The following is a 12,352-nucleotide window of genomic DNA, read 5'->3' as shown; positions in this document are numbered from 1 at the left end:
CGCAAACGCCTCCGGCGCCGGTCCCCGCAGGAACTGGCGCCGGAGGCGTCGAAGCGGAAACTGGCGCCGGAGGCGTCCACGTGTCCGGCAGGCGGTTTCTGGTGATGCGCCGGCGCCGTGTTAGAGCCGCACCAGCATCTTGCCAGTGTTGGCGCCGTCGAGCAGGTCCATAAAGGCCTGCGGGGCGTTGTCCAGGCCGTCCACCACGGTCTCGTCGTAGCGGACCGTTCCATCGGCGAGCCAGGCGGACATGATCTCGACGAACTCGGCCATGTGCTGCCAGTAGCCGCCCACCAGGAAGCCCTTGAGTGTCAGCTGTTTGCCGATCGCCTGCATGAGGTTCCGCGGCGCGGGCGTGGGTTCGGTCGCGTTGTACTGGGCAATCGCCCCGCACATGGCCACCCGGCCGCCGACGGTGAGCGTGGACAAGGCTGCTTCCAGGTGCTCGCCGCCGACGTTGTCGAAGTAGACGTCGATCCCGCGCTCACCCGCGGCCGCGGCGAGCTGTTCCGCAACCGGGCCATCGTGATAGTTGAACGCAGCATCGAAGCCGAGTTCGAGCAGCCGTGCCACCTTTTCCGGCGAGCCGGCGCTGCCGATGACCCGGGACGCTCCCATGGCCCTGGCGATCTGCCCCACGAGCGAGCCGACCGCGCCGGCGGCGCCCGAGACGAAGACGGCGTCGCCGGGCTTGAATTCTGCGACCTTCAGCAGTCCCGCGTAGGCGGTCAGGCCGGTCATGCCGAGGGCTCCGAGGAACGCGGATGCCGGGGCCAGATCGGTGCGCGCCAGGGTGGTGGCCGCGGCATCGACGACGGCGTATTCACGCCAGCCGAGGCTGTGCACGACAGTATCGCCGACAGCGCGCCCGTCGGCGCGGGATGCGATGACTTCGCCGACGGCGCCGCCGTCGAGCGCCTTGTCCAGCGCGAACGGCGCGGAGTAGGACTTGACGTCGTTCATGCGGCCGCGCATGTACGGGTCGACCGAGATGTAGAGGTTGCGGACCAGAACCTGGCCGTCCTGCAGCTCGGGCAGCGGAGACTGGGCGAGGCGGAAGTTCTCCGGCACGGGGCGGCCGTGCGGACGGGACGCCAGCTGGATCTCGCGGGTGGTGGCGGGAAGGGTGAGAGTTTCGGTTTTGGCGCTCATGCGGCTACCTCCAGGATGGTGATGTCGACAGTGATGTTGCCGCGGGTGGCGTTGGAGTAGGGGCAGATCTGGTGGGCTTTGGCCACCAGGGCCTCGGCGGTCTGCCGGTCCACGGCGGGCAGGGCGATCTCGAGCTCTGCGGCCAGGCCGTATCCGGCACCGTCTGCGAGGGCGCCGAAGTGGATTTTGGCGGCGACGGCGGAGTCCGTCAGGTCGGCGCGTTCCTTGCGTCCCACGAGGCGCAGGGCGGAGTGGAAGCACGCGGCATAGCCGGCGGCAAAGAGCTGTTCGGGATTGGTTCCGGCGCCGTCGCCACCGAGTTCCACCGGGCTGGCGAGGGTGACGCTGAGCTTACCGTCCTTGCTGACGGCGGTGCCGTCGCGGCCTTCGCCTGAGGCCAGTGCCTCGGCTGTGTAAAGGGTCTTCATGGGGTTTCCGTTCTGTGGGCGGTAAGTCGTGGTGGGCAATGGCCCGGGGGAAGGCTTCAGGGAAAGGGTTTAGGGGAAGGGGCTTAGCGGGAGGCGTGGAGTGCGCTGGCCAGCCGGCCCAGCGTTTCGCGGAGCTGGTCCAGTTCCGCGGCGGTGAGCCCGGCGGCGTCCGCCAGGCGCTGCGGGATGCCGCTGGCCCTGGCGCTCAGGGCGGCGCCGGTTTCGGTGAGGAAGATCTCCACGCGGCGCTCGTCCTCGGCGGACCGGCGGCGCTGGACGAGGCCGAGCGCTTCGAGCCGCTTGAGCAGCGGCGACAGCGTGCCGGAGTCGAGTCCGAGCTCCTCCCCCAGCTCGCGGACGCTGCGCGGCTCCGCCTCCCAGAGCACCAGCATGGCGAGGTACTGCGGGTAGGTCAGGCCGAGTTCCTCCAGCATGGGCCGGTAGGCGGCCGTGGCGGCGCGCGAGGCCGAGTACATCGCGAAGCACACCTGCCGGTTCAGGCGGAGCGCTTCCGGGCTGGCAGGGCGGGCCTCTTCTGGCGTGGTCATGGATTCACCATATCGCACAATTGAGTTGTACACAATTTAGTTGTGCACAACCGAACATGGCCGGCTGACCCCAGAAGCTGCCGCGGCCGCTGAATCTCCCCATCTTCGCCGGGCTCCGACGGCGCGTCGGCCCGCAACGCCGGCGCGTCCCGGCGTCGTGCTGGCAAAGGTGGGGAAACTCAGCGCGGCAGGTGCGGTGCCGGTGCAGGGAGAGTCGGGGCCAGGTGCCGGGACTGTAGTTAGAGGTCGCGGATGGTGCGCAAGGCCGCCGCGGTGAGCACCTGGATGCCGAGGCCGAGCGCCCGCTCGTCGACGATGTAGTCGCCGCGGTGGAGGTCATACTCTTCCCCGCCCGGAGTCTTGGTGCCCAGGCGCATCATGGCACCGGGGGTGTCGGCCAGGAACCAGGCGAAGTCTTCCCCGCCCATGGACTGCGGTGTCAGGACCACGGCGCCCTCGCCGATTTCGGCGCGGGCCGCCGCCTCGATCAGCGCCGTCTCGTGCTCGGAGTTGACCACCGGCGGCACACCGCGGGTATGTTCCAGGTGGACGTCGACGCCGTAGGGCTCGGCGACTTGCCGGATGATGTCATCGAGCAGCTCGCCGGCGTCGTGCCAGGCCTCGCGGTCCAGGCACCGCATGGTGCCGGCCATGTAGCCGCTGCCGGGGATGGCGTTCGGGGCCGAGCCGGCGGAGATCTGGCCCCAGACCACGGACACGCCGCTGCGGACATCGACACGGCGCGAGAGCACGGCGGGAACATTGACCGCGATCTGTGCCAGGGCGAAGACCAGTTCCTCGGTCAGGTGGGGGCGGGAGGTGTGGCCGCCGCGGCCGGAGAGTTCAATCTTGATGGTGTCCGAGGCGGAGGTGATGGCCCCGATCCGGGTGCCGATCTTGCCGATCTCGATCCGGGGATCGCAGTGCAGTGCCAGGATCCGCGGCACGCCTTCCAGGACGCCCTGCTCGATGCAGGAGGTGGCGCCGCCGGGCATGGTTTCCTCGGCCGGCTGGAAGATTATCCGGACCGTTCCCCGCAGCGGGGACTGCTCATGCATGCGCTGCAGGACCAGCGCGATGCCGAGCATGGTGGTGGTGTGGACGTCGTGGCCGCAGGCGTGGGTCACGCCGTGGTTCTTCGAGGCGAACTCGAGGCCCGTTTCCTCGATGATCGGCAGGGCGTCGATGTCCCCGCGCAGGGCGGTGGCGATGGGACCCTGTCCGACGTCGACCGTCAGGCCCGTGCCCTCGAGGCGGCGGGGTTTGAGCCCGGCTTCCTCAAGCCGTTTCGCCAGCTTGTCGGTGGTGCGGAACTCCTTGAACGAAAGTTCCGGGTGCGCATGGAGGTCGCGGCGGAAAGCGATCAGCTCCGGCAGGAGGGGCTCCAGCCACGGCCCCACGAGAGTCGTGGGCTCAGCTTCAGTCGAGTAGTTGCGCACGGAATAACTCTAGCGAGCGGACAATGAATAGCGGCATCGGGTACGGCGCGTTACGGATTGCTGAACATTTGCACAACCCCTGACCCGCTCCAATCTGCCTACAGGACGTCGGTGTCGCCCTTGGCCTTGATGGCATCCACGGCCTGCTTGACCCGCTGCGAGTGTTCCTTCGTGGTGACCAGCAGGGCATCCGGGGTGTCAACGATCACGACGTCCTTGATGCCGATCAACGCGATGACGCGCTTGGTATCGGAGACCACCACGCCACTGGCGTTCTCGGTGAAAACGCGTGCGCCCTCGCCCAGTACCGTGACCTCGTCGACTTCCTTGGCGCTGTTGAGCCGGCCTACGGAGGCGAAGTCTCCGACGTCGTCCCAGAGGAACGTTCCGGGCACCACGGCGACGTCACCGGCGGCGGCGGCCGGTTCGGCGACGGCGTAGTCAATGGCGATCTTGGGCAGGGTGGGCCACACCCGGGCCGTGACGGCGTCGCGCTCCGGGGTGTCCCAGGCCTTGGCGATTTCCTGGAGTCCGGCGAAGAGCTCGGGCTGGTTGGCCTCGAGGTGCTTGAGCATCAGCGAGACCGGCGCCACGAACATGCCCGCGTTCCAGACATATTCCCCGCTGTCGACGTACTGCTGGGCCACTTCCTCGCTGGGCTTCTCCACGAACTCCACCACTGACTGCGCGCTGGGAGCGTCCGGGATGTTGAGGTTCGCGCCGGAGCGGATGTAGCCGAATCCGGTGGAGGGATGGGTCGGCTTGATGCCGATGGTGACGATCTTTCCCGCGGCGGCGGTGTAGACGGCCTCACGGACGGCGTCCTGGAAGAGGTCATCGGGGCTGATGACCTGGTCCGCAGCGAACGAACCCATGATGATGTCCGGGTCCCGCTCATGCAGGATGGCCGCGGCGAGGCCGATCGCGGCACCGGAGTCCTTGGGTTCGCTTTCCAGGACAAGGTTGGAGTCCAGGACCTCGGGCAGCTGGCGGCAGACGGCTGCCCTGTGGGCGGCGCCGGTCACCACCAGCACGTGCTTGCCGGCGACGGGCTGGAGGCGGTCATAGGTCGCGCGCAGCAAGGTGCTGCCCGAACCGGTCAGGTCGTGAAGGAATTTCGGGGCTGCTGCCCGCGACAGGGGCCAGAGACGGGTCCCCACCCCGCCCGCCGGAATAACCGCAATAAAACGGTCCAACGGTGAATCCTGGCTTGTCACTTTGTCTGTAGTCATCACCGCTACTTTAGCCGACAGCGGCCAAATCGCCCCAGATTGGGCCGGGATCACGCCCTTCCAGCCCCCGTGACCATGGCCAAATGTGGCGTTCGTCTCAAAACCAACGCAAAACAGCGCCGGGGCCTGTCAACAAGGGGTTCCTAAATTGAATAAGCTGTGAGCGAAGCCTAGATTTAGGCTTGAGCTTACGAGTGCTCTCGCAGCAGGCGTTCCCCCCGCGTGGATCCCATGCCAGCGCCGCTGTGTTGCAGGGAGGTTTATTCAGTGCCGACAAAACCAGCTGGCACCTTGTACCGCGGCCGTGAAGGCATGTGGTCCTGGGTTGGACACCGCATTACAGGTGTAGTGATTTTCTTCTTCTTGTTGGTCCACGTGCTGGACACCTCATTGGTGCGTGTGTCCCCCGAGGCCTACACCGCCGTGATTGGTGCCTACAAGAACCCCCTCATGGCCCTGGGTGAAACGGGCCTTGTCGCGGCGATCGTGTTCCACGCCTTCAACGGCCTGCGCATCATCGCCGTCGACTTCTGGAAGAAGGGTGCCAAGTACCAGCGTCAGATGCTCTGGACGGTCCTGGGCCTCTGGGTCGTCGTCATGGTCGGCTTCTCCATCCGCCACCTGTCCCTCGCCCTTGGAGGTCACTAAGCCATGACTGCAACCATTCAGAGTCCGCGCAGCGGAAAGATCCAGCCCAAGTACCGCCGGACCGGCGGTTCCAAGGGCAACTTCGAGATGCTCGCCTGGCTCTTCATGCGCCTCTCCGGCGTTGTGCTGGTGGTGCTGATCTTCGGCCACCTGACCGTCAACCTGCTGGTCGGCGAGGGCATCCACGCGATCGACTTCGGCTTTGTGGCCGGCAAGTGGGCCGACCCGTTCTGGCAGTTCTGGGACCTGGCCATGCTGTGGCTCGCCATGCTGCACGGCACCAACGGCGTCCGCACGATCATCAATGACTACGCCGAGAAGGACGCCACGCGCCTCTGGCTGAAGATTGTGCTCTACGCGGCCACCACGGTCATCATCATCCTGGGCACCCTGGTCATCTTCACGTTCGATCCGTGCCCCGTGGCCAACGGCGTCCAGCTTCCCGGCGGCTTCTGCCCGGCGCCATAACGGCAAACGCCGTAACGGCGGGGAACCGCCGCGGACCGCTGTCCCAACGGGTAAGAACTTGCGGTCCCTCACGGCAACTGATCTTGCCTGCCAAGCGCAGGCGCAGATTGCACGAGAATCCACCGGGCAGGCACGGCCCGCCGGTGGGTTATAGCGAATTTTGAGAGAAAGAGCGTCTGGTATGCAGGTCCATAAGTACGACGTCGTGATCGTCGGTGCCGGTGGCGCCGGGATGCGCGCGGCGATCGAATCAGGTCAGCGCGCCCGAACAGCAGTATTGACCAAGCTCTACCCCACCCGGTCCCACACCGGCGCGGCGCAGGGCGGCATGTGTGCGGCCCTGGCCAACGTCGAGGAAGACAACTGGGAGTGGCACACCTTCGACACCATCAAGGGCGGCGACTACCTGGTTGACCAGGACGCTGCCGAGGTCATGGCGAAGGAAGCGATCGACGCCGTCCTGGACCTGGAAAAGATGGGCCTGCCGTTCAACCGCACGCCCGAGGGCCGCATTGACCAGCGCCGTTTCGGTGGCCACACCCGCGATCACGGCAAGGCACCGGTCCGCCGCGCCTGCTACGCCGCCGACCGCACCGGCCACATGATCCTGCAGACCCTGTACCAGAACTGCGTCAAGCACAACGTCGAGTTCTACAACGAGTACTACGTCCTGGACCTGCTGACCGTCGAAGAGGACGCTGTCCGCGAGGACGGCACGCCGTACAAGCAGAAGCGCGTTGCCGGCGTCGTGTCCTACGACCTCGCCTCCGGCGAGCTGCACGTCTTCCAGGCCAAGTCCGTGGTGTTCGCCTCCGGCGGCGCCGGCAAGGTCTTCAAGACCACGTCCAACGCCCACACCCTCACCGGTGACGGCATGGGCATCGCGTTCCGCCGCGGCATCCCGCTGGAGGACATGGAGTTCTTCCAGTTCCACCCGACAGGCCTGGCCGGCCTGGGCATCCTGCTCTCCGAGGCCGCCCGCGGCGAAGGCGCCATTCTGCGCAACTCCGAGGGTGAACGCTTCATGGAGCGCTACGCACCCACCATCAAGGACCTCGCCCCGCGCGACATCGTGGCCCGCTCCATGGCCAACGAAGTCCGTGAGGGACGCGGCTGTGGCCCGAACAAGGACTACGTCCTCCTGGACCTGACGCACCTTGAGCCCGCGCACATCGATGCCAAGCTGCCGGACATCACCGAGTTCGCCCGCACCTACCTGGGTGTGGAGCCGTACACGGAGCCGGTTCCGGTGTTCCCGACGGCGCACTACGCCATGGGCGGCATCCCCACCAACATCACCGCCGAGGTCCTCCAGGACAACGACACGGTGGTCCCGGGCCTCTACGCCGCCGGCGAGGTTGCCTGCGTCTCCGTCCACGGCTCCAACCGCCTGGGCACCAACTCGCTGCTGGACATCAACGTGTTCGGCAAGCGCGCCGGCATCGCCGCGGCCGAATACGCCAAGACCGCCGACTTCGTGGAACTCCCCGCTGACCCGGAGGCCTACACGCTGAACCTGCTGGACCACGTCCGCACCTCCGACGGCACCGAGAAGGTCGCTGCGATCCGCAAGGAACTGCAGGACACCATGGACGCCAACATGCAGGTGTTCCGCACCGCGGACACGCTGAACCAGGTCCTGAAGGACATCGCCTCCTTCGAGGAGCGGTACCAGCGCATCAGCGTGCAGGACAAGGGCAAGCGCTTCAACCTGGACCTGCTCGAGGCCGTGGAGCTGGGCTTCCTGCTGGAGCTCGCCAAGGTCATGACCGTGGCGGCCCTGCACCGCGAGGAATCCCGCGGCGGCCACTTCCGCGAGGACTTCCCCGAGCGCGACGACGAAAAATTCATGAAGCACTCCATGGCGTACAAGGATGAGCACGCCCCGGCGGATGGTTCCGCCGAGGCGATTGCCGGCATCCGGCTTGCCACCAAACCGGTGGTCTTTACGCGCTACGAGCCGATGGTGAGGAAGTACTAAGATGAGCGCTGAACTCGCTGAGCCAGCATCCAAGATCGAACTGCCCGCCGGCGTCGGCGGTGGCGGGGAGATCCCGTCCTTCGACGTCACGCTGCGCGTGCGCCGCTACAACCCCGAGGTCTCCGAGGACGCCACGTGGGATGACTTCAAGGTCACCATGTACGGCACCGACCGTGTCCTGGACGCCCTGCACAAGATCAAGTGGGAGATGGACGGCAGCGTCTCCTTCCGCCGCTCCTGCGCCCACGGCGTCTGCGGCTCCGATGCCATGCGTATCAACGGCCGCAACCGCCTCGCCTGCAAGACCCTGCTGAAGGACCTGGACACGTCCAAGCCCATCACGGTCGAGCCGATCAAGGGCCTGCCGGTGGAGAAGGACCTGATCGTGGACATGGAGCCGTTCTTCCAGTCCTTCCGCGAAGTCATGCCCTTCCTGATCAACCGCGGCCACGAGCCCACCAAGGAACGCCTGCAGTCCGCCGAGGACCGCGAGCGGTTCGACGACACCACCAAGTGCATCCTGTGCGCCGCGTGCACCTCGTCCTGCCCGGTGTTCTGGACCGACGGCCAGTACTTCGGCCCGGCCGCGATCGTCAACGCGCACCGCTTCATCTTCGATTCCCGCGATGACGCCGGCGACATGCGCCTGGAGATCCTCAACGACAAGGAAGGCGTGTGGCGCTGCCGCACCACCTTCAACTGCACCGAAGCATGCCCCCGCGGCATCCAGGTCACGCAGGCAATCGCCGAGGTCAAGCAGGCCATCCTCTCCCGCAAGATCTAACGACCGGTTCGCCAGAACCTACAGAGTCAGCACCAAGAGAAAAACGACGACGGCGCCTCTCACCTCACGGGTGGGGGCGCCGTCGTCGTCTACCCGCTCACACGAAAGGGGACACCGTGTCCCGCTCAGAAAAAGTCTCTTTCCAGGGTTCCACCGGCGAACTGCTCTCCGGCGTTGTGGACTTGCCCGAAGGCCCGGTGAAGGGCTGGGGCGTGTTCTCGCACGGCTTTACCCTGGGCAAGGACAGTCCCTCGGCCTCCCGCATGTGCAAGGCCCTGGCGGACAACGGCGTGGGCATGCTCCGGTTCGACAACCTGGGCCTCGGCGAGTCCGCGGGAATGTGGTCGGAGGGGTCCTTCAGCCACAAGGTGGCCGACACCGTCAAGGCCGCCGAATTCATGCGGGACTCGGAACGGCGGGTGTCCTTGCTCGTGGGCCACTCGTTCGGCGGCGCGGCCGTCCTGTCCGCCGCACGGCAGATCCCGGAGCTCAAGGCCGTGGCCACGGTGGGGGCACCCTTCTCCCCCAAGCACGTGGCGCACGTCTTTGACGCGGCGCTGGACCGGATCCTGAGCGAGGGAAGCGCCGAGGTGGACCTCGGCGGCAAGCGGGTGGAGATCCGCCGGCACTTTGTCGAAGACCTCGAAAATGCGGATCTGACGGACTGCATCCGGCAGCTGCACAAGCCGCTCATGGTGCTGCACTCCCCCACCGACAACACGGTGGGGATCGAAAACGCCAGCACCATCTTCCAGACCGCCCGCCACCCGCGCAGCTTCGTCTCGCTGGAGGGCAGCGACCACCTGCTGACGGGCAAGGGCCAGGCGGCCCGTGCGGCAAAGATTATTTCGGCGTGGGCCGACCAGTACCTCGACGCCTGAACGCGGCGGACAGCGACCTCCGGCGGGCCCGGTGCTCCACCGGCGTCTTGCCCGGCTGGACCCGCCGGGCGCCCCAGCCGGTGGTCGCGGTGGCGGGCTCCGTCTTGAGGTCTTCCTCCCGGATCGCCACCCACGCGGCGCAGATCACGTAAACCTGGCTGACCAGGTTGAACCAGATCAGCAGGCCGATGATGATGGCGAAGGGCGCCAGGATGGGGTTCTTGCCCGCGCTGGCCAGCAGCTGAGTGCTGAAGATCATCAGAATTGTGGTGCCCACCGCGGCGAGAGTGGTCCCTTCGAGCAGTGAGCGCCGGGCCGGCTTCAGCCCCGCAGCCACCCGGTACATGATCAGGGCGGTGCCCCAGCCGAGCAGCAGCGGCACGAGGATAGTGACGGAGGTCGTCAGCGGCCCGGCCATTATCGGATCGAGGCCCAGCTGCTCGGTCACCCATCCGGCGGCCGTGCCGAAGATCAGCGAGGCTGCGGAGCTGACCACCAGGGCCACCCCCATCAGCAGCAGCGTGCCGACGTCCTTGAGTATCTGCAGGATCGGATTCATCACCAGGGGGCCGAGCTGCATCATGCTCCGCATACCGTCGCGGATGCCGCTGATCCAGCCCAGGGACGTGAACACCGTCACCACGGCGGCGATCCCGGCGGCCCAGCCCAGGCTGGTGGGGTTCAGCAGCTCCTGGGGATCAACCAGCCCCTCGCTGCCGTCGACCTGCAGCAGGCCCGGCGCGGCGGCGGCCACACTCTTGATGACCTGGTCCAGCAGGGCCGGATGATCGCTGAGCACGAGGCCGGCCAGGGACAGGCCGGTGGCCAACAGGCCTGTGATGGAGAAAAACATCCGGAACCCGATGCCGGCACTCAACAGCGGGCCGCGCTGGCGGAGGTAGTGCAAGTAAGCGCGCATTGGCAGCAGCATGTTGAGCTTGGCCAGGAGCCACATCATCATTGCCGTCAGGGACGCAATCGTCCCGCCGCCGGAGCGTCGAACCCTGCCCCATTCGACCCTCTTGCGGATGACTTCCAGTTTCAGCCCGGCCAGATCGGTGGGAAGCGGCGGCTTATCGGGCGTCTGCGGTGCCGTCCGGGCCTCTGTCGTGGTCAGGTTTGGTCCCAAAGTCAAGCTCTTCCCGTAGCTGCCAGATGCCGTTGTCGTCGTGCTCGTAAAGTCCCATGCTAGCCACAGGGAACGTGGCCCTGTAATCCTTGAGGACTGTTTCGGCCTCATCGAGGCTTTCCGGGGCAACGTCGTGGGCCACGGTGACGTGCGGATGGTAGCCGAACGGCAGTTCCCGCTCCAGCGGGCCGGACTGCAGCTGGCGGTGCAGGTTCACGCAGTCCCCGAAGCCGTCCTCGACGTTCAGGAAGACCACCGGGGACACCGGCCGGAAAGACCCGGTCCCCGCGATGGTCACCATGAAAGGCTCCTGCCGGCGCGCCACGTCCCGGACATGGCGTTGGGTCGCGTCCCAGTCCTGCGTCATGGTGGTGGTGACCAGCGTGATGTGGGCGGGGACGACGGCGGCCATCGGGTCCCCGAACGATGCCCGCCAGCGCTGGAGCTCCTCAGCGATGTCCGCCGGGAACCTCAGGATCACACCGATGCTGATGCCTTCGCTGCGCTGTCCGTTCGACGTGGCGGCTTTCGCGGTGACTTTGCTGACGGAGGACATTGACCTAGCGGGCTCCCTGGGCGCCGGCGTAAGGCAGGAAACCCACCTTGGCGTAGACGTCGCGGAGAGTGATCGAGGCAATCTCCCGGGCCTTGTCGGCACCGAGGGCAAGGAGCCGGTCCAGCTCCGCGGGATCGTCCAGCAGCTCCTTGGCACGGTTCCGGATCGGAGTCAGGTGCTCCGTGACCACCTCGGCGAGGTCCGCCTTGAGGTGTCCGTACATCTTGCCCTCGTACGCGGTGACGAGGGCATCAACGCTTTGACCGGTGATCGCCGAGTAGATGGTCAGCAGGTTGGACACGCCCGGCTTTGCCTCACGGTCGAACCGGATTTCCGTCTCCGCATCCGTAACAGCGGACTTGATCCGCTTGGCGGTGACCTTTGGATCGTCCAGCAGGTTGATCAGGCCCGCCGGCGAATCCGCCGATTTGGACATCTTGGCCCTGGGTTGCTGCAGATCGTAGATCTTCGCCGATTCCTTCTGGATGAAGGGCTGCGGCACCGTGAACGTGTGGCCAAAGCGGGAGTTGAACCGCTGGGCGAGGTCACGGCTCAGTTCCACGTGCTGACGCTGGTCCTCTCCCACGGGGACACCGTGCGGCTGGTACAGGAGGATGTCCGCGGCCTGAAGGATGGGGTAGGTGAACAGTCCGACGCTGGCGTGGTCTGAACCCTGTTTGTAGGCCTTGTCCTTGAACTGGGTCATCCGGGACGCCTCGCCGAAACCAGTGATGCAGTTCAGCACCCAGGCAAGCTGGGCGTGCTCCGGCACCTGGGACTGAACGAACAGCGTGCACTTCTCGACATCCACGCCGCCGGCAATGTACTGCGCGGCTGTGACCCGCGTGCGGTGGGCCAGCTCGGCCGGATCCTGCGGAACGGTGATCGCGTGCAGGTCAGGGATGAAGAAGACGGCGTCGTACTCGTCCTGCATCCGGACCCAGTTGACGAGGGCACCGAGGTAGTTGCCCAGGTGCAGGGAGTCGGCGGAGGGCTGCATGCCGGAAAGGATGCGGTGCCGGGCCGCGGTGGCCGCCGGGGCGGGTTTCGCGGCGTCAGGGGCGAGGCCGGTGTCGGTCACGGTTGAAGAGGTGGTCATTCGTGGA

General features: G+C 66.5%; 13 protein-coding genes. 5 read left to right on the top strand and 8 right to left on the bottom strand.

The window, feature by feature from the left end; genetic code table 11:
- Positions 1 to 120: 120 nt before the first annotated feature.
- From MRBLAR12_RS16600 to MRBLAR12_RS16580, 5 genes are all read right to left on the bottom strand, one after another.
- Positions 121 to 1,152, bottom strand: coding sequence for an NADP-dependent oxidoreductase (locus tag MRBLAR12_RS16600; protein ID WP_229992903.1), 1,032 nt, complete (start codon positions 1,150 to 1,152; stop codon positions 121 to 123).
- Positions 1,149 to 1,580: an organic hydroperoxide resistance protein gene (locus MRBLAR12_RS16595; protein WP_229992904.1), complete on the bottom strand. Its 432-nt coding sequence runs from the start codon at positions 1,578 to 1,580 to the stop codon at positions 1,149 to 1,151. The genes MRBLAR12_RS16600 and MRBLAR12_RS16595 overlap by 4 nt, the downstream gene beginning before the upstream one ends.
- Positions 1,581 to 1,663: 83 nt before the next feature.
- Positions 1,664 to 2,128: a MarR family winged helix-turn-helix transcriptional regulator gene (locus tag MRBLAR12_RS16590; protein WP_229992905.1), complete on the bottom strand. Its 465-nt coding sequence runs from the start codon at positions 2,126 to 2,128 to the stop codon at positions 1,664 to 1,666.
- A gap of 239 nt (positions 2,129 to 2,367) precedes the next feature.
- On the bottom strand, positions 2,368 to 3,567 hold the full coding sequence (locus MRBLAR12_RS16585; RefSeq protein WP_229992906.1) for an amidohydrolase: 1,200 nt from the start codon (positions 3,565 to 3,567) through the stop codon (positions 2,368 to 2,370).
- 98 nt (positions 3,568 to 3,665) lie between these two features.
- Positions 3,666 to 4,799, bottom strand: a complete 1,134-nt coding sequence (locus MRBLAR12_RS16580) for a mannose-1-phosphate guanylyltransferase (protein ID WP_229992907.1) — start codon at positions 4,797 to 4,799, stop codon at positions 3,666 to 3,668.
- Between the two features lie 267 nt (positions 4,800 to 5,066).
- Between MRBLAR12_RS16580 and sdhC the strand changes: the two genes are divergently transcribed.
- The 5 genes from sdhC to MRBLAR12_RS16555 all read left to right on the top strand — a co-directional run bounded on the left by sdhC (position 5,067) and on the right by MRBLAR12_RS16555 (position 9,561).
- A complete protein-coding gene (gene sdhC, locus MRBLAR12_RS16575) occupies positions 5,067 to 5,447 on the top strand; it encodes a succinate dehydrogenase, cytochrome b556 subunit (protein WP_079553238.1) in 381 nt (126 codons plus the stop codon).
- Positions 5,448 to 5,450: 3 nt separating this feature from the next.
- Positions 5,451 to 5,915 carry a succinate dehydrogenase hydrophobic membrane anchor subunit gene (locus tag MRBLAR12_RS16570; protein WP_018774749.1) on the top strand — a complete coding sequence of 155 codons (465 nt, stop codon included), beginning with the start codon at positions 5,451 to 5,453 and terminating at the stop codon, positions 5,913 to 5,915.
- A gap of 181 nt (positions 5,916 to 6,096) precedes the next feature.
- The gene (sdhA, locus tag MRBLAR12_RS16565; RefSeq protein ID WP_229992908.1) at positions 6,097 to 7,896 is read left to right on the top strand and encodes a succinate dehydrogenase flavoprotein subunit; all 1,800 of its coding nucleotides are present in this window, start codon (positions 6,097 to 6,099) and stop codon (positions 7,894 to 7,896) included.
- A gap of 1 nt (position 7,897) precedes the next feature.
- Positions 7,898 to 8,680, top strand: coding sequence for a succinate dehydrogenase iron-sulfur subunit (locus MRBLAR12_RS16560; RefSeq protein WP_018774751.1), 783 nt, complete (start codon positions 7,898 to 7,900; stop codon positions 8,678 to 8,680).
- Between the two features lie 116 nt (positions 8,681 to 8,796).
- Complete coding sequence (locus tag MRBLAR12_RS16555) at positions 8,797 to 9,561, top strand: alpha/beta hydrolase family protein (protein WP_229992909.1); 765 nt, start codon at positions 8,797 to 8,799, stop codon at positions 9,559 to 9,561.
- On the opposite strand, the gene MRBLAR12_RS16550 is transcribed toward MRBLAR12_RS16555, so the two are convergent.
- Genes MRBLAR12_RS16550 through trpS form a run of 3 tightly spaced genes read right to left on the bottom strand, consistent with a single transcriptional unit; the run spans position 9,524 to position 12,345 of the window.
- The gene (locus MRBLAR12_RS16550) at positions 9,524 to 10,690 is read right to left on the bottom strand and encodes a YihY/virulence factor BrkB family protein (protein ID WP_229992938.1); all 1,167 of its coding nucleotides are present in this window, start codon (positions 10,688 to 10,690) and stop codon (positions 9,524 to 9,526) included. The two genes, MRBLAR12_RS16555 and MRBLAR12_RS16550, sit on opposite strands and share 38 nt — an antisense overlap.
- Positions 10,635 to 11,246, bottom strand: coding sequence for a 2'-5' RNA ligase family protein (locus MRBLAR12_RS16545; RefSeq protein WP_229992910.1), 612 nt, complete (start codon positions 11,244 to 11,246; stop codon positions 10,635 to 10,637). The genes MRBLAR12_RS16550 and MRBLAR12_RS16545 overlap by 56 nt, the downstream gene beginning before the upstream one ends.
- A 4-nt stretch (positions 11,247 to 11,250) precedes the next feature.
- Entirely contained in the window at positions 11,251 to 12,345 is a 1,095-nt protein-coding gene (gene trpS, locus MRBLAR12_RS16540; protein ID WP_229992911.1) for a tryptophan--tRNA ligase, read from the bottom strand.
- Positions 12,346 to 12,352 lie beyond the last annotated feature (7 nt).

Origin of the sequence: Arthrobacter sp. LAR12-1-1.1 (assembly GCF_040676555.1) — a bacterium.
Lineage (GTDB): Bacteria > Actinomycetota > Actinomycetes > Actinomycetales > Micrococcaceae > Arthrobacter.
Note: the sequence above shows the minus strand (reverse complement) of the source record. Positions and strands in the feature narration are given on the sequence as shown.